The 23,896-nt window shown below is 40.8% G+C and carries 27 protein-coding genes; 20 read left to right on the plus strand and 7 right to left on the minus strand.

What is annotated here, in order from left to right; genetic code table 11:
- Window positions 1-23: 23 nt before the first annotated feature.
- A complete protein-coding gene (locus J7I93_RS23930; RefSeq protein WP_214729258.1) occupies window positions 24-164 on the minus strand; it encodes a hypothetical protein in 141 nt (46 codons plus the stop codon).
- A 68-nt stretch (window positions 165-232) separates the two neighbouring features.
- On the opposite strand from J7I93_RS23930, the gene J7I93_RS23935 reads away from it, so the two are divergent.
- The 3 genes from J7I93_RS23935 to J7I93_RS23945 all read left to right on the plus strand — a co-directional run bounded on the left by J7I93_RS23935 (window position 233) and on the right by J7I93_RS23945 (window position 2,826).
- Complete coding sequence (locus tag J7I93_RS23935) at window positions 233-796, plus strand: phosphoglycerate mutase family protein (RefSeq protein WP_214729260.1); 564 nt, start codon at window positions 233-235, stop codon at window positions 794-796.
- Between the two features lie 348 nt (window positions 797-1,144).
- Window positions 1,145-2,095 carry an oxygen-dependent tRNA uridine(34) hydroxylase TrhO gene (gene trhO, locus J7I93_RS23940; RefSeq protein WP_214729263.1) on the plus strand — a complete coding sequence of 317 codons (951 nt, stop codon included), beginning with the start codon at window positions 1,145-1,147 and terminating at the stop codon, window positions 2,093-2,095.
- Between the two features lie 110 nt (window positions 2,096-2,205).
- The gene (locus J7I93_RS23945; protein WP_214729265.1) at window positions 2,206-2,826 is read left to right on the plus strand and encodes a LysE family translocator; all 621 of its coding nucleotides are present in this window, start codon (window positions 2,206-2,208) and stop codon (window positions 2,824-2,826) included.
- 67 nt (window positions 2,827-2,893) lie between these two features.
- On the opposite strand, the gene J7I93_RS23950 is transcribed toward J7I93_RS23945, so the two are convergent.
- A complete protein-coding gene (locus tag J7I93_RS23950) occupies window positions 2,894-3,655 on the minus strand; it encodes a hypothetical protein (protein ID WP_214729267.1) in 762 nt (253 codons plus the stop codon).
- 99 nt (window positions 3,656-3,754) lie between these two features.
- Here J7I93_RS23950 and J7I93_RS23955 point away from each other — a divergent pair, with 99 nt between their 5' ends.
- The 4 genes from J7I93_RS23955 to J7I93_RS23970 all read left to right on the plus strand — a co-directional run bounded on the left by J7I93_RS23955 (window position 3,755) and on the right by J7I93_RS23970 (window position 8,502).
- Window positions 3,755-4,222: a hypothetical protein gene (locus J7I93_RS23955; protein ID WP_214729269.1), complete on the plus strand. Its 468-nt coding sequence runs from the start codon at window positions 3,755-3,757 to the stop codon at window positions 4,220-4,222.
- 122 nt (window positions 4,223-4,344) lie between these two features.
- Window positions 4,345-7,554, plus strand: a complete 3,210-nt coding sequence (locus tag J7I93_RS23960; protein WP_214729271.1) for a DEAD/DEAH box helicase — start codon at window positions 4,345-4,347, stop codon at window positions 7,552-7,554.
- Window positions 7,555-7,567: 13 nt separating this feature from the next.
- Window positions 7,568-7,780, plus strand: a complete 213-nt coding sequence (locus J7I93_RS23965) for a helix-hairpin-helix domain-containing protein (protein WP_214729273.1) — start codon at window positions 7,568-7,570, stop codon at window positions 7,778-7,780.
- Window positions 7,781-8,055: 275 nt separating this feature from the next.
- Window positions 8,056-8,502 (plus strand): GyrI-like domain-containing protein, encoded by a 447-nt coding sequence (locus J7I93_RS23970; RefSeq protein WP_214729275.1) that lies wholly within the window; start codon window positions 8,056-8,058, stop codon window positions 8,500-8,502.
- A 29-nt stretch (window positions 8,503-8,531) separates the two neighbouring features.
- Here J7I93_RS23970 and J7I93_RS23975 read toward each other — a convergent pair whose 3' ends face one another.
- Complete coding sequence (locus J7I93_RS23975; protein ID WP_214729277.1) at window positions 8,532-9,158, minus strand: metal-dependent hydrolase; 627 nt, start codon at window positions 9,156-9,158, stop codon at window positions 8,532-8,534.
- 242 nt (window positions 9,159-9,400) lie between these two features.
- On the opposite strand from J7I93_RS23975, the gene J7I93_RS23980 reads away from it, so the two are divergent.
- Window positions 9,401-10,567, plus strand: a complete 1,167-nt coding sequence (locus J7I93_RS23980) for a TraB/GumN family protein (RefSeq protein ID WP_214729279.1) — start codon at window positions 9,401-9,403, stop codon at window positions 10,565-10,567.
- Between the two features lie 341 nt (window positions 10,568-10,908).
- On the opposite strand, the gene J7I93_RS23985 is transcribed toward J7I93_RS23980, so the two are convergent.
- A complete protein-coding gene (locus J7I93_RS23985) occupies window positions 10,909-11,088 on the minus strand; it encodes an H-type small acid-soluble spore protein (protein ID WP_214729281.1) in 180 nt (59 codons plus the stop codon).
- A gap of 165 nt (window positions 11,089-11,253) precedes the next feature.
- Between J7I93_RS23985 and J7I93_RS23990 the strand changes: the two genes are divergently transcribed.
- The 3 genes from J7I93_RS23990 (at window position 11,254) to odhB (ending at window position 15,935) form a co-directional block, all read left to right on the plus strand.
- Window positions 11,254-11,493 carry a hypothetical protein gene (locus tag J7I93_RS23990; protein ID WP_214729283.1) on the plus strand — a complete coding sequence of 80 codons (240 nt, stop codon included), beginning with the start codon at window positions 11,254-11,256 and terminating at the stop codon, window positions 11,491-11,493.
- A 331-nt stretch (window positions 11,494-11,824) separates the two neighbouring features.
- Complete coding sequence (locus J7I93_RS23995) at window positions 11,825-14,668, plus strand: 2-oxoglutarate dehydrogenase E1 component (protein ID WP_214729285.1); 2,844 nt, start codon at window positions 11,825-11,827, stop codon at window positions 14,666-14,668.
- A gap of 1 nt (window position 14,669) precedes the next feature.
- The gene (gene odhB, locus J7I93_RS24000) at window positions 14,670-15,935 is read left to right on the plus strand and encodes a 2-oxoglutarate dehydrogenase complex dihydrolipoyllysine-residue succinyltransferase (RefSeq protein WP_214729287.1); all 1,266 of its coding nucleotides are present in this window, start codon (window positions 14,670-14,672) and stop codon (window positions 15,933-15,935) included.
- 316 nt (window positions 15,936-16,251) lie between these two features.
- Here the strand turns inward: odhB and sda are convergent, their stop codons facing one another.
- Window positions 16,252-16,383, minus strand: coding sequence for a sporulation histidine kinase inhibitor Sda (gene sda, locus J7I93_RS24005; RefSeq protein ID WP_009334545.1), 132 nt, complete (start codon window positions 16,381-16,383; stop codon window positions 16,252-16,254).
- 211 nt (window positions 16,384-16,594) lie between these two features.
- Between sda and J7I93_RS24010 the strand changes: the two genes are divergently transcribed.
- Complete coding sequence (locus tag J7I93_RS24010; RefSeq protein WP_214729289.1) at window positions 16,595-17,389, plus strand: VOC family protein; 795 nt, start codon at window positions 16,595-16,597, stop codon at window positions 17,387-17,389.
- 13 nt (window positions 17,390-17,402) lie between these two features.
- Window positions 17,403-17,801 carry a secondary thiamine-phosphate synthase enzyme YjbQ gene (locus tag J7I93_RS24015; protein WP_214729291.1) on the plus strand — a complete coding sequence of 133 codons (399 nt, stop codon included), beginning with the start codon at window positions 17,403-17,405 and terminating at the stop codon, window positions 17,799-17,801.
- 53 nt (window positions 17,802-17,854) lie between these two features.
- On the opposite strand, the gene J7I93_RS25465 is transcribed toward J7I93_RS24015, so the two are convergent.
- Window positions 17,855-17,980: a hypothetical protein gene (locus J7I93_RS25465; protein WP_285289096.1), complete on the minus strand. Its 126-nt coding sequence runs from the start codon at window positions 17,978-17,980 to the stop codon at window positions 17,855-17,857.
- Between the two features lie 303 nt (window positions 17,981-18,283).
- Here J7I93_RS25465 and J7I93_RS24020 point away from each other — a divergent pair, with 303 nt between their 5' ends.
- From J7I93_RS24020 to J7I93_RS24040, 5 genes are all read left to right on the plus strand, one after another.
- Window positions 18,284-19,927: an AMP-binding protein gene (locus J7I93_RS24020; protein WP_214729308.1), complete on the plus strand. Its 1,644-nt coding sequence runs from the start codon at window positions 18,284-18,286 to the stop codon at window positions 19,925-19,927.
- Between the two features lie 440 nt (window positions 19,928-20,367).
- Window positions 20,368-21,237, plus strand: a complete 870-nt coding sequence (locus tag J7I93_RS24025; protein WP_214729293.1) for a gamma-glutamylcyclotransferase family protein — start codon at window positions 20,368-20,370, stop codon at window positions 21,235-21,237.
- Between the two features lie 106 nt (window positions 21,238-21,343).
- The gene (locus tag J7I93_RS24030; protein WP_214729296.1) at window positions 21,344-21,787 is read left to right on the plus strand and encodes a VOC family protein; all 444 of its coding nucleotides are present in this window, start codon (window positions 21,344-21,346) and stop codon (window positions 21,785-21,787) included.
- Between the two features lie 94 nt (window positions 21,788-21,881).
- Window positions 21,882-22,124 (plus strand): hypothetical protein, encoded by a 243-nt coding sequence (locus J7I93_RS24035; protein WP_214729298.1) that lies wholly within the window; start codon window positions 21,882-21,884, stop codon window positions 22,122-22,124.
- 73 nt (window positions 22,125-22,197) lie between these two features.
- Window positions 22,198-22,401, plus strand: a complete 204-nt coding sequence (locus J7I93_RS24040) for a DUF6501 family protein (protein ID WP_214729300.1) — start codon at window positions 22,198-22,200, stop codon at window positions 22,399-22,401.
- Window positions 22,402-22,456: 55 nt separating this feature from the next.
- On the opposite strand, the gene J7I93_RS24045 is transcribed toward J7I93_RS24040, so the two are convergent.
- The gene (locus J7I93_RS24045; RefSeq protein WP_214729302.1) at window positions 22,457-23,011 is read right to left on the minus strand and encodes a YhcN/YlaJ family sporulation lipoprotein; all 555 of its coding nucleotides are present in this window, start codon (window positions 23,009-23,011) and stop codon (window positions 22,457-22,459) included.
- Window positions 23,012-23,139: 128 nt separating this feature from the next.
- Here J7I93_RS24045 and crcB (J7I93_RS24050) point away from each other — a divergent pair, with 128 nt between their 5' ends.
- Window positions 23,140-23,535, plus strand: a complete 396-nt coding sequence (gene crcB, locus J7I93_RS24050; RefSeq protein WP_214729304.1) for a fluoride efflux transporter CrcB — start codon at window positions 23,140-23,142, stop codon at window positions 23,533-23,535.
- Window positions 23,528-23,887 (plus strand): fluoride efflux transporter CrcB, encoded by a 360-nt coding sequence (crcB, locus tag J7I93_RS24055; RefSeq protein WP_214729306.1) that lies wholly within the window; start codon window positions 23,528-23,530, stop codon window positions 23,885-23,887. Before crcB (J7I93_RS24050) ends, crcB (J7I93_RS24055) begins: the two co-directional genes overlap by 8 nt.
- Window positions 23,888-23,896 lie beyond the last annotated feature (9 nt).

The following is a 23,896-nucleotide window of genomic DNA, read 5'->3' on the forward strand; positions in this document are numbered from 1 at the left end:
CACCCCCTCCTACTCGATTATAGTTATAAATTCGATTTAGGATTGGTATTAAATTTACCGTTTTTATTTTCTTTTTCATGACCGCGAACCTGGTCGCCGCCGTTGCCTTTTTCTCGCACCTTTTTTCCTCCGAGCTTTACGTTTGGATATTCTTGTTCTGACATGGTCTTCACCTCCATGTTATTTAAATTATCCATATTGAAAGAAAATATATAAGTTTTGGGGGATTTGCATGGAAATTACTCTTATTAGACATGGCCGCTCGGCTCATATAGGTGAAACACAAATGACCATCTCAGATTTTAGGATATGGGTTGAAATGTATAATAGTAACGGAATTAATAAAAATGAAGCTTGTCCTCCAGAAGCAATTGAAATGGTAAAATCAGCACCTTTGCTGATTACCAGTGATTTAAAAAGGTCCATCCAGTCGGCCAGGCTTTTGAATCCCGGTGCAAAAATAAAAGAATATCCGCTTTTTAGAGAAACAGAATTGCCCGCGCCTGCAGGGGGACTAATGGCCATGAAATTAAAACCGAATAGTTGGGCCGTTTTGTTAAGGATCGCATGGTTCTGCGGTTATTCGTTCCGCTGTGAATCTTACCGGGATGCCAAGGTAAGGGCAAAGCATGCCGCATTAAAATTAATAGCCTGTGCAAGCGAATACAATTCAGCGATACTGGTGGGACACGGCTTTTTTAACCTTTTAATCGCGAAGGAGCTTCAAAAGATGGGCTGGAAAGGAAAAAGAAAAACTGGTTCAACACATTGGAATGTGGCGACCTATAAATATTGATTGGCGGGATGCTATATGGATATCAACCTTTTATCAGAGAGGTTCAAAACCTTCGCAGGACAAGAGAAATAAAAGGGGATTGGGTTCCTGTTTTGCCTGATGGCATTCCGCCAGTTGCGTCAAGAGAAACATAAAAAAATAGTTGGGCAAACAGAAGGACATGGGAAATGGTTTACATGGGAGCTATAATTAAAAGGAATTAGGTGAATATAGCACTTCATGATAAATTTCGAACCCCTAAAATTTTGAAACTTGACAGCATTTGTTATACTTATCTAGGTAAGAATATATGTTTAAACCTATTAACAGATATATCTTGCAAATATTAAGTGATAGGTGGAAATAAAAATGAGTCAAAAACCATATAGAGTTTTACTGTATTATATGTATGTTCTGATTGAAGATCCAGAGGAGTTCGCGAAGGAGCATAAGGCATTGTGCAATGAGCTTGGCCTTAAGGGGCGTATTCTTGTAGCGAATGAAGGGATTAACGGGACTGTTTCAGGACCAGTTGAACAGACCGATCATTATATGGAAGTGATGAAAGAGGATCCTCGTTTTGCGGAGATGGTCTTCAAGATTGATGAAGCGGATGGGCATGCTTTTCCTAAAATGAAAGTGCGTGCGCGTAAAGAGCTAGTGACATTACGTTTGGAAGATGATATTAATCCAAACCAGATGACTGGCGAATACCTTGAGCCAGCAGAATTTTATAAAAGGCTGCAGGACGAAAATACTGTCGTGCTGGATGCACGAAATGATTATGAGTATAATCTTGGCCACTTCAGAGGGGCAATCAGACCTGATATAAAAAATTTCCGTGACCTGCCTGAATGGGTTCGTGAAAATAAAGAAATACTTGGTGATAAAAAGATTATCACGTATTGCACAGGCGGAATCCGCTGTGAAAAATTCTCCGGATGGCTTGTAAAAGAAGGCTTTAAAGATGTCGCACAACTTCATGGCGGAATTGTCACATACGGAAAAGATCCCGAAGTTCAAGGCGACCTGTGGGACGGCCAGCTTTATGTATTCGATGATAGAATCGGCGTACCGGTCAATCAGAAGGAGCATACAGTCGTTGGAAAAGATTACTTCACAGGTGAGCCATGCGAACGCTATGTGAACTGTGCTAACCCATCATGCAATAAAAAGATTCTTTGCTCAGAAGAAAATGAGCATAAATATTTGCGCAGCTGTTCAGATGAATGCCGTACACACCCAAGAAACCGTTATATTGCGGAGCATGGATTAACTGAAACAGAAGTAACAGAACGATTGGAAAAAGTGAATGCCTAAGATAGTTGAGCAGATTTTCTTATGGAAAATCTGCTCTTTTTGTGTTGGAAAATACAAGAAACCTGTTATAATAAATTCAATATTTTTAAAATTGGCTGGAGGAAGAAAACATGGAGAATTTTCTGTTATTCCTGTTTATGTCGTTTCTGTTAGTGATCCTGCCGGGGCCGGATACAGGGATATTAATTCAAAATACCATATCCAGCGGCAAAAAAAGCGGGATTAAAACCATGTTTGGCTCTGTGGCAGGGCTGCTTATCCATACGATGGCTGTCGTTTTTGGCCTATCAGCGCTGATTGTAAAATCAGCCTACATTTTTTCGATAATAAAATATGCAGGCGCGATGTACCTCATCTACTTGGGAATTGTTTCGCTGAGATCTTTATCATCAAAACAGGTGAGTTCGGAAGGAGTTAAAAAGCACAGAAAAAACAAATCCCATTTTCTGCAGGGTTTTTTCACGTGCGTGTCCAATCCAAAGGTTGCCGTATTCTTTTTAACTTTCTTTCCTCAATTTATAAGCCCAGATGGAAACCACTTTGTCCAATTCATGACGATGGGATTAACTTATAGTATTATTACAATCGTTTGGTTCTTTTTTTATGTTTATTTGATCGACACTTTCAGAAATTGGCTGAAAAAGCCTGCAGTTCATAACGGTCTTCAAGGTGTTTCCGGAGTTGTTTTGATGGGTTTTGGAATTAAATTAGCACTGGAGAAACAGCCTTAAGGACTGCTTAAAAGGGGTTAACCGGATGAGCAGTCTTTTTTTTGTCAAATAACGATAGAAATTTTCCTCAAATTTGCAAGTTCTTTTTTTGCTCCGACCACTTTCTGACTGTCTCTGCAAGTGAATATTTTTGTTCCTCAAATTGCCTAATCCGATGGCCGTTTGCGCCAGATGGGTGCGGGAATCCGAATAAGAATGTATGTCCTGTGAGCCTGCTGTCCCCCAACAGATGGCGGATGATGCTTTCAACTGTTTTTCCAAGCGGGATGATGAGTGCATTCTCATTTAATTCTCCAATTTCATCTGCAAAAATCTTTGTTGCATATTCAGCCAGCAGGTTTGACTGAAAGATGCCAGGCTGATGGCCAGTATAATTTTGGCCTCGGTAGAAGACAGGGTATTTGATGATTGAAGTTGTATGCAATAATGATCCTTTTTCATGAAAGAGAGCGTTTGAGCTATTGATGTGGAGGGCTTTTGGAATGCCGCATTGATTAAGCATGGATATTAAGTTAGCCCGCATTGATCCGGCAAAACCGGCTGCCATCTTCGTTTCCTTCAAGATACCTTCCAATTCTTTTTCAGCTGCCAAGCCTTTTACAAAATGTTCATAGGCAATCTTCATTTGGCTCCAGCCGGGCGTGATCCCCACAATAATAATTCTTGCAGTTTTATTGATATATTCGTTGTGGGGAGCGTAATACATCTCCAATTCCCCATCCTTCTTTATTAAAAATTTCTCTTTTAATAAGTCTTCTTTTGTTAACGGCATTGAATTTTTTAAGGTTCGGATGATCGGTAAAAAAGCAGGCAGTAAATGATTTGGCATGTTAAACTCTCCACTCAAGTTTATTTTTCCATATTATTACCAAATGATGAATAATAAAAGCCGCTCAAGGGACATTAACAAATAAAAAGGACTATGCATATGATAGGACTGCTTATTTCAATTGGCCTTTTAAATCTTGTGGCTTTTAAAACAAATAAACGCCTGACCAAAAATCAGGTTGTACATATATGGACATTTACGATTGCAGCTCAGCTGGTTTTTGACTGCATGATAGAATTCAAATACTGGGGGTATTGGTATTTTACAAAAGAACCAAATTGGGGCGGTCTGATAGCGCATATTTTCCTGGTACCTCCAGTTAATATGATGTATTTGAACTGGTATCCCTTCGAATCAGACCTTATTAAACGGGTATCCTATATCATCTTCTGGGTAGTTGCGATTCTTCTTTATGAAGTAGTAACGTTGCTTCCTGAACCATGGGGTTTCTTTCACTATGGATGGTGGGAGCTATGGCATGCAGCCCTCCTCGACCCGATTCTTTTAGTGATTATGCTGAAGTATTATAAGTGGATTTTCAGGATGGAAAAAGAGGCATGTAAATGAAATTTACTTTCTAGTGGAGAGAGGCGGACGGTCTCTCTTTTTTATTTGCTTGTCCATTTGCTGAATTTTACTCCTTCCTTATGGTACAATTTTTATATCTTTTCCCTGGAAGGAGATCGCTTGTGGATATTAAAGTAACTCAAAAAATGATAAAAGAAATGTGCGGCACAGTCTCCTTCAAAAGAGGGGACGCTTTTTTTCGGAATAAAAAAGTAAGTATTAATGAATATAATTCTGATCGCTGTGAAGCAACGGTGGCTGGAGCGGAAGATTTTTATGTCACGGTTGAAAAGGATTCGGGAAACAGCTTTAAAACTACTTGCAGCTGTCCGAAGCTGGCATCCTTCGATAAGGAATGCCAGCATGCTGCTGCAGTGCTGCTGGCTATTTATGAACGGCAGCAGCAGGGAGCAGAGCTTTTGGAAAAACAGAAGGGTGACGTGCCAGAAAATATACTTACTAACGATTTATTGACGCTTTTCAGCGGTTCGCCTGTCAGGTCGAGCGGACATCAGATGCATTTTGAAAACAGACAAATGCTGGATTCCGAATTTACATGCCGACCGGTGTATTTGGGCAAAGGTCAATTTTTGTTCGCTATAAAGTTGAAAATCGGAAACACCCCCGTACTTGATATCAGGAACTTTCTCCAATCGGTAAAAGAGGGAAAACCATGTTTGTTATCCCTAACTTTTACGTATGATTCGAATTTGCATTGTTTTTCAGCCCCGACGGATGCCGTTATTCAGCAGCTGATCCAGGTTGTTCATGATGAATCTATTTATGTGAATGCCCTGCTGGACGAATTTAACTATACTGCGAGCAAGCACATGCTGCTGATTCCGCCATTATCATGGGAGCGGCTAAAGCCATATATTGCACATGCGGAAAAAATAAAGCTTGAGATTGAAGGAAAGACCTTTGATAAGCTTCATTTTTCAGAGGAAGGATTGCCTATACGGTTTGAATTAACGGAAGTCCATAAGAAATATTATTTGAAAATGAAGGGACATGACCGTTTGCTTGTCCTGAATTCATACTGTTCCGTATTATACGGAGGCAAGTTTATCACGCTTAAAAAAGAGGATTGCCAACGGCTGTTCGATCTCACTCAAATGTTTGAGGCGGCAGGAAAGAATATGATTCCGATCGCTGCAGAGCAATTGGAACTTTTTTTAGAAAAAGTAGTCCCGGGCTTAAGGAAGTTAGGAGAAGTCCAAATTTCTGAGGAAATGGCCAATCAGTTTATGAAAACTCCGCTGGCTGCCAGGCTTTACTTGGACAGAGTGAAAAATCGCCTCCTTGCCGGCTTGGAATTTCACTATGAAAATATTGTGATTAATCCTTTGGAAAGAAGGGAACCACGAGGCGGAGCAAGGATTATACGGGATGTTGAAAAGGAAGATGAAATCCTGCAACTGATGGAGGATAGCTCATTTGCGAAAACGGACGGCGGCTATTTTTTGCAAAATGAAGAGCTTGAATATGAATTTCTTTATCATGTTGTCCCGAAACTGCAAAAGCTCTTGGGAATTTATGCTACTACAGCTGTCAGAAATCGAATTTTTAGAGAAAACACCAAGCCGCAAATCCGTATAAGAATGAAAAAAGAGCGGACCAACTGGCTGGAGTTCAAGTTTGAAATGACAGGAATCGCCGATCAGGAAATACGTGATATTCTATACGCTTTAGAAGAAAAACGGAAGTATTACCGACTGCGAAACGGCTCGCTGCTTTCCTTGGAAGCACGGGAATTTGAAGAAATCCAGCGGTTTTTGAATGCTGTACCAGATCAGGCTGAAGACCTGGAAAGCGGATTGAATATGCCGATTGTCGAGGGCCTTAGAATGCTGGACACGGTTGGAGATCAGGATACATTTAGGCAGGAGGAGTCTTTCCGTGCTTTCCTAGACACTCTTGAAAACCCGGATAGCCTGCAAATCGAAGTGCCGGAAAGCCTGGATACGGTTCTCAGGGATTACCAGAAACATGGCTATCGATGGATGAAGACATTGGCTCATTATGGCTTTGGCGGTATTTTGGCGGATGATATGGGCCTGGGTAAAACCCTGCAAAGTATTGCGTTTATTCACTCAGAGCTCCCTGCAATCCGTCAATCGAAACGTCCCGCTTTAATTGTGTGCCCATCTTCTTTAACGTACAACTGGTTAAGCGAACTGATGAAATTTGCACCGGAAATTCAAGCAGTTGTAATAGATGGCAATCTTCGTGAACGGGCAGAGCTGCAGAAGGACTTTGCTGGCATTGATGTTGTCATTACTTCTTATCCGCTGCTGCTTAAAGATATTAAATGGTACGAAGTCCAGGAATTTAGCACTGTATTTTTTGATGAAGCCCAGGCGTTTAAGAATCCGGTAACACAAACTGCGAGAGCAGTGAAGAAGATACAAGCTGACAACCGATTTGCGCTGACAGGCACCCCGGTTGAAAATTCACTCGAGGAACTATGGTCTATTTTCCATGTGGTGTTTCCTGAATTATTTCAGGGTTTGAAGGATTATAGTAATTTGAGCAGGAAAACAATTGCGCGGAGGATTCGGCCATTCATGCTGAGGAGGCTGAAGGAGGCTGTCCTTTCCGAGCTTCCTGAAAAAATGGAATATATTGATTCTGCTGAACTGCTGCCAGAGCAGAAAAAACTGTATGCTGCCTACTTGTCAAAACTAAGGGAAGATACTTTAAAGCATCTTAATAAGGATACCATTCGGAAAAATCGCATCAAGATTCTTGCCGGGTTAACCCGTTTGCGGCAAATTTGCTGCCACCCTGCTTTGTTTGTTGAGGGGTATAAAGGCAGTTCGGCCAAATTTGAGCAGCTCAAAAGAATTATAGAAGAATCCAGACGATCAGGCAGAAGGGTGCTTATTTTTTCACAGTTTACGAAAATGCTTGATTTAATTGGCAGAGAACTGGCCTTGGAAGGATTGCCGTTTTTCTATCTTGATGGGCAGACACCTTCCGAGGAACGAGTCGAGGTTTGCTCCCGCTTTAATGAAGGAGAGAGGGACTTTTTTCTCATTTCCTTAAAAGCTGGTGGAACTGGCCTTAATCTGATCGGAGCAGATACAGTTATATTATATGACTTGTGGTGGAATCCTGCTGTAGAGGAACAGGCAGCCGATCGGGCACACCGGATGGGCCAGACAAATACGGTACAAGTTATTAAACTGTTGGCCCGCGGAACGATTGAAGAAAAAATGAATGAGTTGCAGGACAAAAAGAAAAACCTTATTGAAGAAATTATCGATTCGGACGAAAGAGCAGCGAAGGGTCTGTCTGAAGAAGATATCCGTGAAATTTTAATGATTTAAAAGGAGGATACCGATGCCGGAAAAACAAATCAGAGAGAGTGAGCTGCCAGTAAAGCTTGCAAAACCAGCTCAACGGGCGCTGGAAGGTGCTGGCTTTTATCAGCTGGAGCAGCTAGCAGGTGCCACTGAAACTGACATTTTGAAGCTGCATGGAATGGGGCCGAATGCCATGGAAAAACTACGCAAGGCTTTGGCTGAAAAAGGATTAGCATTTGCAGAGGAATGAGAAGGGACGCGTCTTTAATGGCGCGCCTTTTTATGTTAGGGATCGCAGTGGAAAAAAGAGTCATGAAACTAGCTGGGATTTATTAATCTCTATTCGCGGTCATATTGTGTGTAATGTTAGATAAATTTCAAATCATGCTAGATAAAACTCCAAACATGTTAGATAAATTAGAGAACATGTTAGATAAATTTCAAAGCATGCCAAATAAAGAAAGGAAAATCCCAAATTTTAGAGAAAGGGTTATTGATTTATAATCATGCTTGGAGGTAATTCGAATGTGTAAAGTGGTTTCGAAGGAATTTGAAGCAGCAGTGATGAGGAACAGAGGACTTTTTAAAGATTATGCTGAATTGGTCCCTAAGGCGGCACAGCATTTTCTGCGGAAGGTACACGATATACCGAACAGTACAGGTGTGGAGGTCTCCATTTTTGAACCTAAGAAAGTTGAAAGCCATTTGGAAGGAACCTTTTTTGTAGGTGTAATTGTGAATGGCAAGGCTGAGTCGCTTCCAGAGGGAATGGAGTACATACGGGCAAAGAATTCTTATGCAATGGTTAGGGGAAGGTTAACAGAGATAGAACAGTTGTACACCAAATTGGACAAGTGGATTGGGGAACAAGATGATCAATATCGTTTGCCTGAGGCGTATATTATTGAAGTTTATTACCCGGTGGAAAATAATGAAGAGGACGTGGAGGTTTATATTCCAATTAAAATATAACCGCTCAGGTTCTGAGCGGTTCATCCCCATTATATTTCTTTGGACGAGATGGGCAGAAATAGCTTAATTCCTCGTTTGTTAAATGGCAGCATCTTGATATCGGCGATCAAATGGCTTATGTAGGCTGCAAGGCAGGTATAAAAAACGCCATTGATGCCAATTGACATTTCAAATCTTGAAGCGATCCAGCCAAAGAAAAGAACACCAAGTATGGAATGGGTATAGCTGCGGTGAGAAACGAACGAAGCTATTAAAATATAAATCCCAAACAATATCAGCCACAGTTCCTGGAGGGAAAACCCGCCTGCCAGGACGCCTATTCCAGTAATGGTGAGCATATGTTTTTGCCTGATGCGCGATGATATGGCAACCATTCCTAAACCTATGATGATGCCAAGCCATTTCTCTTTGGAGTTTCCTTCATAAAAACTGTAAATTATCATTAAAATTCCGATTAGCTGGGCGACTGTCTGAACTACTTCATGTGATAAGGTGATCCGGTCGCGAAGCTTTCCATCAATATCCAGGTCGGGAATTAATCCGGACACTCCTCCTAAACCCACCAATAATAGTGTTATGGATGGGCTGGCATGAACAGTGTTCGCAACCACGTATCCTGCTGCTGCTCCAATTGCTGCATGGGCGGTACCATTCAATGTTTTTTCCACCTTTATGAGATATTTGCATATTTTTCATGCTCTATTATTTTATAACAAAACGTTTGTTCTGTTTAGGGATTTGCAGAATTTAGTGCTAAATTCCCTATTCACGGCTAATTATCTAGGGCATTCCAATTATGGTCATGGTATAATGAACAAATGAAATATACATATGTATTTAAAATTAATGACTGAATATGATGCGTCAAGAATTTGTTGCTTTTAAAAGGAAGGTATTTATGGCTGAGGAAAACATAACGAGAATTCATTTAGATGGCAAGGAATACATATTGATTGGAACAGCACATGTTTCAAAGCACAGTGCAGAGCAGGTAAAAGAGGTAATTGAAGCAGAGCAGCCAGACTCTGTTTGTGTCGAATTGGATGAACAGAGGTATCAATCGATTACTGAAGGCAGCAAGTGGAAGGAAATGGACATTATTCAGGTTATAAAGGAAAAGAAAGCTTCACTCCTTTTAATGAACTTGGCTATTTCGTCTTTTCAAAACCGCATGGCCGATCAATTTGGCATTAAGGCTGGACAGGAAATGATTCAGGGAATTGAATCAGCGAAAGAAACCGGAGCCAAACTGGTCTTGGCTGACCGCAACATCCAGATTACATTTGCACGGATTTGGGGAAATCTCGGCATAAAGGGGAAGGCACTCCTGCTTAGCCAGGTGATCGCCAGCATCTTCAGTAAAGATACGATTTCAGAAGAAGAATTGGAAAAAATGAAAAACCAGGATACGATCAATGCAATTTTGAATGAATTTACGGAATCCTTTCCGCGATTAAAAACACCTTTAATTGACGAGCGGGACCAATATCTGGCGCAAAAAATCAAAGATGCACCAGGTGAAAAAATCGTTGCAGTCCTGGGAGCAGCCCATGTACCCGGGATTAAAGAGGAAATAAAAAAAGAGCAGGATATGGCTCGTTTGACGGCACGGCCGCCTAAATCCAATCTTCCGAAAATAATTGGCTGGAGCATTCCCGTATTTATTTTGGCAATTATTGCTTACACGTTCTATGCGAATCCTTCTGCAGGTTTTGCGCAGACCATAAGCTGGATTATTTGGAACGGGTCGTTATCAGCATTGGGAGCGGCCATCGCAATGGGGCATCCGCTTACGGTTTTGACAGCCTTCGTGGCAGCGCCGATAACTTCCTTAAACCCTCTGCTTGCGGCAGGATGGTTTGCAGGTCTTGTACAAGCCTACATCCGCCGTCCAAGTGTAAAAGACTTTGAAAACCTTTCGGAAGATGTTTTTAGTGTAAAAGGCTTTTGGCGAAACAAAGTCAGCCGCATTTTACTGATTGTTGTGCTAGCTAATCTGGGCAGCTCACTTGGTACCTTTATTGGCGGGGCTGATGTCATTAGGGTGTTTTTAGATAATTTATAAAATTGATTTGGGGATGAACCTTAGGTTTCATCCTTTTTTATTTTGGCTGTTTTCTAAAAGATTGTTGTTTTTAGATAGATCTGTTTAGGTTGGTTGATTGGAGCGTAAGGTGCGAGATCCTCGAAAATGCATCCGCATTTCCTTCGTGCGGTGATTATTCAGAGCCGCTTATTCAAAGTCCTGCGGGAGGAGTGGGACAGGTGAGACCCCACAGGCGCTGTGCGTCGAGGATGCTCACCGCCCGCCCCGCGTTCGCTGAGCATCCTGGAGCGGAAATCAACCACTCCTCACTACTTGATTATAAAGCAACAAAGTTTGCGAAAACTGAAAGAGATTTGAATTTATTCTTCAATTAAGCTGTTTACATGGACATCCATTTCATTTTCTGGATCTGCTTTCGTATAAATACGGGCCATCTTTGTCTGCTCATCCACATGCTGAATGATTACAGGATTGCCATTAAATATGACACCTACCATATCAGCAGACTCTGATATTTCTCTAGCTCTTCCAATATTCATGATGATACCTCCTGTATTAAATAATAGTAATTTGTCTTTAAAATTAAAATTTATACTTGGCTGAATCTATGGCATAAACTGTTAGGTCTGTACCTCTTTAAAGTTCAGAATATTTGATTTATAATAAAAGAAAATAAATATCTTTTCTTGTGGAGGGAAGTTATCATGCAAGAGCATAGCCACTGTCACCATCGCTTTGCAGAATTCGGAGGACCAGCGGTTTTCCAAACGGAAGACGGAATTGAGGTTAACATTTCAGGTACAGCGTTTCAAAAATGCACCACTTGCGGCCACGTTGATTTTCCGGTTGATACAAGAGAAGTAATTGAATCTTCCCTGAAAGAAAACAGAAAGAACCCAAATGCGGTTAAACAAATTTATATTAACCTAGTGGAGACTTTTTAAAGCCGATAAAAAATCGGCTTTTTTTATTTTTGTGATAAAAATATTGCCCAGTTTTTTCTTATTTAATAAATGTACATAGTTTAACAAATCATTTTATTAATATAAGTAATTCACCAAAAAAATTTTTAATAGTTTTCCACTATATTCATGTTTTAATCTTTGTACAACAAGATTTTCCGTGTTAGAATAGCTGTGGAAACGTTTTATCCTCTGAAAAATAATATTATTCGTAAAAATAAAACGTTAATTCATTTTTATAAAGGGTAATGGTATCAGAGGACAAAATTGTATTGAATTATTTATTTAAAAACAGTTATGGAGGTAATTTTCCATGAAAAAGCCATCTAATGGTGAGGGACCTTTTGAACAAGGATTTCATGGCCCCAACCTTGGCTATGTTATTGAATTATATGAGAGATATTTAGAGGACGCGGGTTCAGTGGATCCGGAGATGAAAGAGTACTTTGAAAGAAATGGGGCCCCAGTACAAGATGAAGGGTACTCGAAACCTTCAAACCAAGTGGATGCAGCCTTAAATACCGGGCAGCTTGAAAAGACACTTGCAGCGATTCGCCTCGCTGATAATATTCGCACGTATGGCCATCTGGCTGCGGATATTTATCCATTGGGAAACCATAAACCTGAAAATGAACTATTTGAACTATCCAAATATGGATTAACTGAAAGTAACTTAAAAGAAATTCCTGCAGGTCTTATTACGAAGGATGCAACATATCCGCTGCGAAATGGCTTAGAAGCCATTGAGTTCCTTAAGAGCGCTTACATGGGGCCTATTGCCTTTGAATTTCAGCATATTTACGATGAAAACGAAAAAAATTGGCTGCGCAGAAAAATAGGTGCAAACAGCCATAAGCTTACCATGAAAAAGGAAGAGAAAGTCAAAGTTTTAAAAAGGCTTACTGAAGTAGAAGAGTTTGAAAAATTCCTTCATAAAACTTTTGTCGGCCAAAAACGATTCTCAATAGAGGGCCTTGACACAATGGTGCCATTATTGGATGAAATCGTATCTGAATCCGTATCTGATGGAGCAAAAACCATTAATATCGGAATGGCTCACCGCGGAAGGCTTAACGTGCTTGCCCATGTGCTAGGAAAGCCATATGAAATGATTTTTGCAGAATTCCAGCATGCGCCTAACAAAGAGCTGGTTCCATCCGAAGGATCCATTGGGATAAACTACGGCTGGACAGGTGATGTGAAATACCATCTTGGACTTGATAAGCAAATAAAAGATGAGAACACAACCATTGCCAGAATTACATTAGCAAATAACCCGAGCCATCTGGAATTCGTTGGTTCCGTTGTAGAAGGATTCACAAGGGCTTCACAGGATGATCGATCTCAGCCTGGATATCCGAAAGTAGATCCTAGCTCTGCATTGGGAATTATCATTCACGGTGATGCCGCATTCCCCGGCCAGGGAATTGTTGCAGAAACACTAAATCTTGGACAGCTTACAGGATATAATACCGGCGGTTCCATCCATATTATTGCGAATAATACAATCGGATTTACGACTGAGTCACATGATTCACGCTCAACCCGATATGCAAGCGATCTTGCAAAGGGCTATGAAATGCCTATCCTCCACGTGAATGCAGATGAACCGGAAGCTGTAGTTGCGGCCGCAAGGATCGTGTGTGAGTACCGCGCAAAATTCCAAAAAGACATCCTGATTGATTTAATTGGCTATCGCAGGTTCGGGCATAACGAAATGGACGAGCCCATGACCACCAATCCGCTGATGTATAATATCATCCGCGAGCGCCCTACTGTGAAAGCACTTTATGCAGAAAAGCTTTTGAAGGAAAATACTATTTCGCAAGAAGAAGCGGTAAGTATTCAAAATGCTGTATTAGAGAAAATGAAAGCAGCAAACGAAAAAGTGCCAAAAGAAAAAAAGGAAGCTGAGCCATCCAATCCGCCTGAAACAGTGGAGAAGGGTCTTCCTATGATAAAAACAGCCGTTCCGATTGAGACACTTAAGCAGATCAATGAAGAGCTATTAACATGGCCTGAGGATTTCAAAGTGTTTGACAAGCTCGGCAAAATTTTGAAACGCCGAATGGAAGCGCTTGAAGGTGACGGAAAAATAGACTGGGGACTTGCTGAAACATTGGCATTTGCATCTATTTTATCTGATGGAACACCTGTCAGATTGACTGGCCAGGATTCAGAAAGAGGAACGTTTGCACAGAGGAACGTAGTACTTCATGATCATACGACTGGTAAATCCTATTCACCGCTGCACAAGCTGTCTTCTGCCAAAGCTTCTTTTGCTGTTCATAATAGCCCGTTATCAGAAGCGGCAGTTGTGGGCTTCGAGTATGGCTATAATGTTTTCGCGCCAGAAACTCTCGTGCTTTGGGAAGCACAGTATGGTGATTTTGCTAACGCCGCCCAGGTCATGTTTGATCAATTTATCGCGGCAGGCCGTGCGAAATGGGGACAAAAATCAGGTCTTGTCATGCTTCTTCCTCATGGATACGAAGGCCAGGGACCTGAACATTCCAGTGCCCGTCTGGAGAGATTCCTGATCCTTGCTGCAGAAAATAACTGGACAGTCGCTAACCTTACTTCATCAGCACAGTATTTCCATATCTTAAGAAGACAGGCAGCCATCTTAGGGAAAGAGGAAGTTAGACCACTAGTGATTATGTCTCCTAAAAGTCTATTGCGCAATCCATCAGTTGCTTCAAACGGACTTGAATTAAGCGAAGGTGAATTTAAATCCGTTCTGGAACAGCCTGGATTAGGCAGCAATCCTGAAAAGGTAAAGCGGATCATTCTCGGTACAGGTAAGATTGCCATTGATCTGGCGGAAAACCTGAAAAACTATGAAGATCAGGAATGGTTCCACATTTTACGCGTGGAAGAGATTTATCCTTTCCCAATGGCTCAAATCAAAGAAATCTTAAAACGCTATCCGAATGTAGAAGAGATGGTATGGATTCAGGAAGAGCCAAAGAACATGGGAGCATGGAATTTTGCCGAGCCAAGGCTGAAAGAAATCGCCGGCAGCGGAATTGATGTAAGGTATATTGGAAGAAGACGCAGATCAAGCCCTGCAGAAGGTGATCCAACCGTTCATAAAAAAGAGCAGGCTCGCATTATAGATGAAGCATTAACACGCAAGCAAGAAGGAGGAAATTAAGGTGGCAGAAATAAAAGTTCCAGAATTGGCTGAATCAATTACAGAAGGTACAGTAGCGCAATGGCTTAAACAGCCAGGTGACACTGTCAATAAAGGTGACTATGTGGTTGAACTGGAAACAGATAAGGTAAATGTAGAAATTATCTCTGAGCATAGCGGTGTATTAAAGGAAATTAAAGCACAAGAAGGAGATACCGTAAACGTAGGCGAAACAATCGCCATTGTCGATGAAAGCGGACAGGCATCTCCTGCACCTGAAAAGGCAGAAGAACAGCCTGCAGAAAAAACAGAAAAAGCAGCACCTAAAGCTGAACAACCAAACGGACAGGAACAGCCTGCTGCAGAAGAAAAAGGAAGCAGCCAGCGCCCGATTGCTTCTCCGGCAGCACGTAAATTGGCAAGAGAAAAGGGGATCGACCTAAGCCAGGTTCCTACTGCTGATCCACTTGGAAGAGTAAGGGCTCAGGATGTTGAATCCTATAATCCTGAACAGACCAAACAGCAGCCCGCAAAGCCATCGAAACAAGCGGCACCAGCCAAGCCGGCTTCACAGGAAACAAGCGGCAAAGAGGTGGAAAGAATAAAAATGTCACGCCGCCGCCAGACCATTGCAAACCGTCTTGTTGAAGTACAGCAAACAGCTGCAATGCTGACAACATTCAATGAAGTTGACATGACAAATGTTATGAACCTTCGTAAAAAACGCAAAGATAAATTCCTTGAAGAAAATGATGTTAAGCTTGGCTTCATGTCATTCTTCACAAAAGCGGTTGTTGCTGCTCTTAAGAAAAACCCATTCCTGAATGCTGAAATTCAAGGGGATGAAATAGTCCTAAAGAAATTCTATGACATCGGTATTGCTGTATCAGCCAAAGAAGGACTTGTAGTCCCGGTTGTTCGCGATGCAGACCGCAAAAACTTTGCAGAAATCGAAAAAGATATAATGGATCTTGCCACAAAAGCAAGAGACAATAAACTAGCATTATCAGACCTTCAAGGAGGAACATTCACCATTACAAATGGCGGAATCTTTGGCTCTATGATGTCAACACCAATCCTGAACGGCCCGCAGGTTGGTATTCTTGGAATGCACTCGATTCAATTGCGGCCTGTGGCTATTGATGCAGAACGAATGGAAAATCGTCCAATGATGTATATTGCGCTATCCTATGACCACCGAATTGTGGATGGAAAAGAAGCAGTTACATTCCTAAAACGGGTTAAAGAACTAATTGAGGATCCGGAAAGCCTTCTTTTTGAAGCCTAATAAACCCAGCAGAGCGGAATAAATCCGCTCTGTTTTTTATTTAGGAAAATAATTTTGCCTCAAGGAAACATTGTACTTGTTGTGAATATTATATTAGTAAAAAGCAGGTGAGAAACATGCGGAGACGGCAAATGAAAATACTGCAGTATTCTGCGGTACTGAAGAAACTGGGAGTACTTACCGAAGAAGAATACAAAAATATCAAGCATGCTAATAAGCTAAATGACAGCATGCGCAGGCATTAAAAAAAGCGGGAATAGCTCCCGCTTCTAACTTTCAAATTAAGTATTTAGCAAACTGATAAAATATAGAACCGCTACTCTTTAAACGGCTTTAAGCCCCGTTTTTGAATCTCGGTTTTTAATATCCTAATCCATTCCTTTTCAGACCCTGACTTCAATGCATCACGATACGAGACGACCAACTGTTCATTACTCATAATTTTCATTCTGCATACCTCCTGGTAAATGGATTGAATATTCTATTTTTTATTTATTGTAAAGGTTTTCTTAAGATTTGTGAAGCCGATAATTTAAAATTTTATATTTCATTCTGATTACATGGATTTCACCTCGATACATGGATGCCTTATATTGGACGGGCCCAGGCAACACTTGTATGATTTATTTAACAGAGAGCGTATAAAGGAGGAGTTTCTAATGGAATTAAAGCTTGATCATATCGTCCATTTTACTGGCGCCCATCCAGCAGAAGCAGTGACTGGCTGGAAGAACCATGGATACCACGCTGTTATGGGCGGCAGCCATGAAAACTGGGGTTCTTATAATAGTCTCCTGTATATCGGCCATTCTTACCTGGAATTTCTCTCTATCGAGAATAATAAAATTGCTGCTCAGTCAGATAACCCCCTTATCACGCAGCTTACTCAAGACCTTCAAAATGGGGAAGGCGTCGGTCAAATTTGTTTCCGAACGAATAACATTTACGAGCTGCAAAGAGAACTTGAAAATAAGGGATGTGAAACGCATCCAATATTCCAGGGCAGCCGAAAGCGGAAAGATGGCAGTACGATTTCTTGGAGTATGCTTTTTATTAAGAATAATCCAAACCAAGCTTATCCATTTTTTATCGATTGGGGAATGGTAGACGAGATGAGATTTGAAGAATTGAAGAAACTGGGAATGCTGGATGAAAAGCTCGAAAATGCTCATATTCAAGCCATATTTATAGCGGCAAAAGACAGTGATAAATCTGCAAAAGAGTGGACCAGGCTTTTTCCATTTAAAATGATGGGTACCTACAAAACCAGCAGCCAAAATGAAAAAAGAACTTCTATTCAGGCTGGCTCCGCAGAAATTGTCTTTTGCCAGCCATTACATAAAGAAAGCAAGGCAGCTGAAGTTTTAGATACTCGCGGAGAAAGGCCTTTTGCCGTTCAGTTTGCACCTTCACTTGAAAAAGAAGTAAACCTTTTTGGATCAAGCTATTTATAAGGGGGAAGAGCAATTGTTAAACAAGTTTACAATAAACACCTCAATGCGGGATGAGTTTTATGAAATAACATCCCAAATACAGAAATTCATAGCAGAATCCGGTCTAAAGGAAGGGGCAGCAGTCATTTATTGCCCCCACACAACTGCCGGGATTACCATAAATGAAAATGCCGAACCGGATGTAAAAACAGACATGATCAGGCGTTTTGAAGAAGTTTATCCCTGGGAGCATAAAGAAGACCTCCACATGGAAGGCAATACTGCTGCCCACATGAAAGCAAGCACAGTCGGCTCTTCCCAGCATGTTATCATTGCAGAAGGAGAATTGCTTCTTGGAACATGGCAGGGAATCTACTTCTGCGAATTCGATGGCCCCAGAACCCGGACTTTTTATATTAAAATATTAAATTAATAATAGTTTTTATCAGACTGCTCTTTAGTTTGGAGCAGTTTTTTTTTGGGAGCTTATGATTGTTTAATTTCGCCTGTGCCTGGAGGATTTCTGGGCGGGCAATTGAACATTACAACCGTGCCTGAAGTGTATTTGTACGGCTCAATCGACCTCATATACTCTCCAGTTCCTTTATTCATTCCCGCAGACCCCTTATCAAATATTAATCCACCCCAAACATGTTCTTCCTTAAAGCATCCTGCTCCCAAAGATAAATATCTTTAAATCATCAACCTTCAACTCCACAAATATTTTTCTCCATATTTTATTCCGAAACCCTGCCAGCACAGGTTTCTAACATCATAAGAATATTAATATACGAAAATATTGAATATTCAGCAATATATGATAATATACAATGTAAGCGTTTTATTTTGACATCATAGAAGAATCTCTGCATAAGGATTAGATCAAATTCTAAGGAGGATTTCTGGATGACGGAATTGTTAAATCTCACAGTAGGGAAGCTCCTCGAGGAGAAAGCCAACCTTCACCCCAATCATGAAGCTGTAGTCTATGCGGACAGAGGGCTGCGGATGACTTACAGGGAGTTTGATGAATATTGCCGGCTTGCAGCAAAGGGTTTTATGAAGCTGGGCCTTGAAAAAGGGGAACATATTGCAGCATGGTCGACTAACACGCCGGAATGGCTGACATGCCAGTTTGCAACAGGTAAAATGGGGGCTGTGCTCGTAACAGTTAACACAAACTATCAAACTGCAGAGCTTGAATATCTTTTAAAACAATCTGATACAACAACCATTGTTTTAATGGAAAATTATAGAGATACCTCTTACATAGAAATGCTATATAGCATTGTTCCGGAACTTAAAACATCTGAGCCGGGAAAGCTGCAAAGCAAGCGGTTGCCTTTCTTAAAAAATGTCATTGTCCTGGGCGAAAAACGCTTCCCTGGCGCATTCTGCTGGGATGATATTATTAAAATGGGTGAATGCGTCACCGAAGAAGACCTAAATCAGCGTATGGAGACTCTAGAACCCGATGATGCCATAAATATGCAGTATACATCGGGAACGACAGGCTTTCCGAAAGGCGTTATGCTAACCCATACTAATATTGTTAACAATGGCTATAACATCGCCAATTGCATGCGCCTGACAAAAGATGACCGATTATGTATCCCGGTTCCGTTCTTCCATTGCTTCGGATGCGTACTTGGAACGATGGCATGTGTATCTGTAGGGGCCACCATTGTTCCCGTTCAGGAGTTCAGTCCCAAAGCAGTTCTTCAGACGGTACAGGATGAGAAATGTACAGGTTTGCACGGGGTTCCGACTATGTTTATTGCAGAGCTTAATGATCCGGAATTCAGCAAATATGACTTATCCAGCCTTCGTACAGGCATAATGGCGGGCTCCAATTGCCCAATTGAGGTCATGAAAGGTGTTATCGAAAATATGGGCGCCAGCGAAATAACGATCGCCTATGGCCAGACAGAATCTTCTCCAGTCATTACCCAGACACGAACAGATGATCCAATCGAGGTGAGGGTCGAATCTGTTGGCAGAGCCCTGCCAAATGTAGAAGTAAAAATCGTGGAGCCGGGTACTAATAAGGAAGTGCCCCGCGGGGTACAGGGGGAGCTGTGTACAAGGGGCTACCATGTTATGAAAGGGTATTACAAGAATCCTGATGCCACAAAAGAAGCCATTGATGAAGAAGGCTGGCTCCACACAGGAGACCTGGCCGTAATGGATGAAAACGGATATTGCAAGATTACAGGCAGGCTTAAAGATATGATCATCAGGGGCGGAGAAAACATATATCCCCGCGAAATAGAAGAGTTCCTTTATACACATCCAGCCATTCTTGATGTCCAAGTAGTAGGTGTTCCGGATGCTGTTTATGGAGAGGAAGCAGTCGCCTGGGTTATTTTAAAAGAAGGTGAAGAAGTAACAGCTGAAGAACTGCGTGAGTATTGCAAAGGTAAAATATCACGTCATAAAATTCCGCGCTATATTGAATTTATCGATGCTTATCCAATGACCGCTTCAGGTAAAATCCAAAAGTTCCGTTTGCGGGAACAAGCAAAAGAAGTAATTGAAAAAGCCAATACATTAAAATAATTTTTCACAAAAGCCCTGTTGGCCTCCCAGTCGAGTATCAACAGGGCTTTTTTTGGAAACTAAACCTTCTCTCATTCAAAAGTCTCAAAAAATCTCATTCCCTCTGCCAATGCTTTACAAAAAGAGAAAGGATAGAATGAGATTAAAGATGAGAAGAAGGGAGCGTTATAGAAATGTATGATGAAATTTATGTAATGGAAACTTTGAATAAACTAAAACAAAAGGATTTTGAATCAGCAAGGCAGCCTCAACTACTTCAAAATCGTAAAAACGAACTGGTCTGCAAGCTTCCAATCATTAAAAATTTGGAAGTTTGCCAGTGCCAATCCTGAACGGGCGGAGAATCTTTCTCCGTCTTTTTTTGGAAAGAATCTTCAGAAAATGGTAGTATAGTAAACAAATTCGGATTTAGCAGAGAGGAATAAGGGGGATCATAACGAATGACAGCACAGAAGCTATTTGTTTACGGAACATTAAGAAAGCATGAATCGAACCATTTTGTTTTAAAAGAGAGTCCCTGTATTGCCGAGCAGGCATGGGTATACGGGGAATTATATGATACAGGACTTGGCTATCCCTCCATGAAGGCATCGCTTGACCAAAAGGTATATGGAGAACTCTATGAAGTTCATCTTGATCATTTCTCTGATCTGGATGAACTGGAAGATTACATACCAGGCAGAAAAGACAATTTATACGACAGAGTCGAGCAGACTGTCCATACCGATACTGGAGATGTCAATGCACTTGTTTATGTTTCCAACAGGGATGATTTACTGGCTGAACCGATCTTGAACGGAGACTGGAAGCTCCATCGCTTAATCAAGGACAAACCTGAAAAAACGTTCTACTTTGCATATGGGTCATGCATGGACGATGAACGATTTAGGTTAGCAAGTGTTGATCAGCATTTCAAGTCTGTCGTTGGCGGCGGGTTGCTAAAAGGTTATTCCATGCAATATTTATTTTCACGTGACGATGGCGGAAGAGCTGATATTGTAGAGGATGGAGGAGTGACCGAGGGAATTCTTTATAAGCTCCCGTATCAAGCGGTTGAATATCTCTTCCATCGAGAAGGCTTTTATGGTGAATGGTACCGGCCAGCGTTTGTAAATGTGCAAGTTGGCGAGGATTTGTACTCCGATGTGTTAACATTCCACGTTTATAATAAAAAGGGAGAACTGCCTCCGCCTGACCATTATGCACTGGAGATTCTTCGAGGGGCAAGAGGCAGAGTCAGTGAAGAATATTTTAAAAAGCTTGAAGAACAGCTGGTGAAACTTGGAGTAAAAATAAACCTGGATGCTTAATAACACTAAGACTAAAGGATGAGCTGATGTTCATCCTTTTCTCTGTATATCGCTGCCAACTCTTTTTTTTATAATAAAAGCAGAAAATAAAAAGGGGGCCTTACAAATGCAGGGAGCAAAACTGTATGAAGCGCATTTGGATACATCCGATTTGGAAAGAAACATTCACTTTTATGAAAATCTGGGTTTTACAATGGCATACAAAATTGAGGATAGAAGAGCAGCATTCTTTTTCCTGGGAGAAAACAAAGAAAATATGCTTGGCATATGGGAAACAAAAGATACTACAATCCGGCGGAATCATATTGCTTTTTCTGTTTCACCTGAGAAACTGAAAGGGGTTATTCCATTTTTAAAAGAAAAAAACATTGAAGCAAGGGAAAGTTTCGGACTTCCACCAATAGAACCCATAGTTCATCCTTGGATGCCCGCTGCTTCAGTATATTTTTATGATCCGGATGGCCATTCATTGGAGTATATCGCTGTATTAAATGGCAACTCAAAGCCAGATTTAAAACCGATGTATTTAAGTGAATGGGAAAAAATATGATAGGATTTAATGCAAAAATATTCATTTGATGTTTGAAACAGGCTAAGTACGTGGTAAATAACCTTTGCCATCATCTTAGAAAGAAGGTCATCATATGAATATAATTGCAGATAATGGCTTTTATGAAGTGGAGTACGATAATGAGCACTACGAACATTTGGAATTTGTACGAATAGATCATATCTGTGAAATTACCTATGTTACATTAAAAAACATTTTAACCGGAGAAGTATATACTTTCGATACGGAACGAATTAAACGATTCCGGAAAATTATGAAGGTTTTGCCATCGTTTAAAGAGAATCCTGTTGCAGACAACAGCTCGTATTCTTTATAATATTTAATAACGGGGCTTGTCTATGAATTATATAAAGCAAGCTGGTTAGGCAGAATAAGAAGGAGTGGCAGTTTTGATTCATTTAACATGGCATGAACGCGATACAGTAAAAAAAGTAAAATGCGTGCATACAGATGCAGCAAAATACATTGTAGACAGAGCACTGACAGCAGGAAAAGTTTATGATGTTAAAAATGAAACCGAAGAATTCTATTTTATATTAGATAACTCTGGAAAAGTAAGCGGCTTTTACAAAGATTATTTCCAGAATGCTTAATAATAAGAAGAAAAACGGCCTGTATAAATACGGCCGTTTTCTTCTTTAATACATACTATCTTTGAGTCGGAAAAATTCTGCGTACGGTTTCGTTAAACTCATCAAAGAATCCCTCTACCGGCTGTCCGCCGCGGATATCGTCCGTATATCCAGTCATTCGATCATAAAAGTCAGGATTTACTGAAACATATACATTATCGATATCCTGATCGACAGACTTTACTTGATCGGCTATTTTACCTTCAATATCTCTTGTCAATTTCCCATTTCCATTATCCAATCGTGCAGCCACGTAGGCATTATTATCTGTAACAATCACGTTTGCTGTTTCAACTTCAGGGATGGCTGTGATTTTCTCGGCAGCTTTATCAGCAACCCTCATTCTAGGGGATTGTTCTCTTTTTTGATTTTCTGTACGGGTACGGGTCAGATCAATCCCCGGTTCTGTTGTACGCCCATTTTCCCCGTAATTGCTATCATTAACTTTGGTCGGCTGGCTCAAATCTCTGTTTCGCTGTGCTGTTTCATTCATATCAGTGTCATTCATCCCACATCCTGCAAGTACCACAGCTGTCAGAGCACCAGCAAGAATCGCTTTGCGCTTTAGCATTTTTATTCACTCCTTTTCTGTTTTTTCATCCTTAGGATTCCTATAACATTTTTTGTTATTCAATATTTTTTCCAATAAAAAGATGCTAAAATGATTGTTGGAAAGCCATAATGAAAGAGATGGTCATTTTGAAAGTTTTCATTTATATAGGAATGGGGGGCATGGCCGGAAGCCTTTTAAGGTATGTTATTTCTGAACAGTCCACCCATGCTTTGGGGAGCAGTTTCCCGTTCGGAACGTTAATCGTAAACCTTGCAGGAGCGTTCATTCTTGGACTTTTTACTTCACTTGTCATAAGGAAAAAACGACTTACAAATGAATGGCGGCTGGCAATTGGAACAGGGGCCATAGGTTCTTTTACCACTTTGTCCACCTTAAGCAATGAGACAGTTATGCTAATTGATGAACAGGCCTATATAAAAGCACTTCTTTATATCTCAATCAGTTTAGTTGGGGGACTTGCCGCTGCATTTGCAGGTTATCATGCGGGCTTAGGTAAAAAGGAGGCGGCCAGCCATGATTAATTTTCTATGGGTGGCTACAGGAGGTTTCCTTGGAGCAATCAGCAGATATCTGACTGTTCTGTATGTAAAAAGGAAATTTACATCAGATATTCCGGCTGGTACTCTGGCTGTAAACCTGTTAGGGTCTTTTTTATTAGGATTGTTAATTGGTTTGGATTTTAATGAAAATCTTTTTTTGCTTCTGGGTGTCGGTTTTATGGGGGCTTTTACAACCTTTTCAACCTTTAAATTTGAAACATTTGAGCTTTTGGAGGGAAAAAAGAAGAAACAAGCTGTTACATATTTAATTTTCACCTATGCGGGTGGCATTTTATTTGCATTTGCCGGATTAATATTAGGAAAAATCGAGTAGGAGGGGGTG

This window comes from Bacillus sp. ISL-47 (genome assembly GCF_018613175.1).
GTDB lineage: Bacteria > Bacillota > Bacilli > Bacillales > Cytobacillaceae > Cytobacillus.

What these genes read in the sequence shown, in the direction of transcription:
- J7I93_RS23930 (WP_214729258.1), bottom strand. Translation starts at nt 164, where the DNA reads ATGTCAGAACAAGAATATCCAAACGTAAAGCTCGGAGGAAAAAAGGTG.
- J7I93_RS23935 (WP_214729260.1), top strand. Translation starts at nt 233, where the DNA reads ATGGAAATTACTCTTATTAGACATGGCCGCTCGGCTCATATAGGTGAA.
- trhO (WP_214729263.1), top strand. Translation starts at nt 1,145, where the DNA reads ATGAGTCAAAAACCATATAGAGTTTTACTGTATTATATGTATGTTCTG.
- J7I93_RS23945 (WP_214729265.1), top strand. Translation starts at nt 2,206, where the DNA reads ATGGAGAATTTTCTGTTATTCCTGTTTATGTCGTTTCTGTTAGTGATC.
- J7I93_RS23950 (WP_214729267.1), bottom strand. Translation starts at nt 3,655, where the DNA reads ATGCCAAATCATTTACTGCCTGCTTTTTTACCGATCATCCGAACCTTA.
- J7I93_RS23955 (WP_214729269.1), top strand. Translation starts at nt 3,755, where the DNA reads ATGATAGGACTGCTTATTTCAATTGGCCTTTTAAATCTTGTGGCTTTT.
- J7I93_RS23965 (WP_214729273.1), top strand. Translation starts at nt 7,568, where the DNA reads ATGCCGGAAAAACAAATCAGAGAGAGTGAGCTGCCAGTAAAGCTTGCA.
- J7I93_RS23970 (WP_214729275.1), top strand. Translation starts at nt 8,056, where the DNA reads ATGTGTAAAGTGGTTTCGAAGGAATTTGAAGCAGCAGTGATGAGGAAC.
- J7I93_RS23980 (WP_214729279.1), top strand. Translation starts at nt 9,401, where the DNA reads ATGGCTGAGGAAAACATAACGAGAATTCATTTAGATGGCAAGGAATAC.
- J7I93_RS23985 (WP_214729281.1), bottom strand. Translation starts at nt 11,088, where the DNA reads ATGAATATTGGAAGAGCTAGAGAAATATCAGAGTCTGCTGATATGGTA.
- J7I93_RS23990 (WP_214729283.1), top strand. Translation starts at nt 11,254, where the DNA reads ATGCAAGAGCATAGCCACTGTCACCATCGCTTTGCAGAATTCGGAGGA.
- J7I93_RS23995 (WP_214729285.1), top strand. Translation starts at nt 11,825, where the DNA reads ATGAAAAAGCCATCTAATGGTGAGGGACCTTTTGAACAAGGATTTCAT.
- sda (WP_009334545.1), bottom strand. Translation starts at nt 16,383, where the DNA reads ATGAAAATTATGAGTAATGAACAGTTGGTCGTCTCGTATCGTGATGCA.
- J7I93_RS24010 (WP_214729289.1), top strand. Translation starts at nt 16,595, where the DNA reads ATGGAATTAAAGCTTGATCATATCGTCCATTTTACTGGCGCCCATCCA.
- J7I93_RS25465 (WP_285289096.1), bottom strand. Translation starts at nt 17,980, where the DNA reads ATGAATAAAGGAACTGGAGAGTATATGAGGTCGATTGAGCCGTACAAA.
- J7I93_RS24025 (WP_214729293.1), top strand. Translation starts at nt 20,368, where the DNA reads ATGACAGCACAGAAGCTATTTGTTTACGGAACATTAAGAAAGCATGAA.
- J7I93_RS24030 (WP_214729296.1), top strand. Translation starts at nt 21,344, where the DNA reads ATGCAGGGAGCAAAACTGTATGAAGCGCATTTGGATACATCCGATTTG.
- J7I93_RS24035 (WP_214729298.1), top strand. Translation starts at nt 21,882, where the DNA reads ATGAATATAATTGCAGATAATGGCTTTTATGAAGTGGAGTACGATAAT.
- J7I93_RS24045 (WP_214729302.1), bottom strand. Translation starts at nt 23,011, where the DNA reads ATGCTAAAGCGCAAAGCGATTCTTGCTGGTGCTCTGACAGCTGTGGTA.
- crcB (WP_214729306.1), top strand. Translation starts at nt 23,528, where the DNA reads ATGATTAATTTTCTATGGGTGGCTACAGGAGGTTTCCTTGGAGCAATC.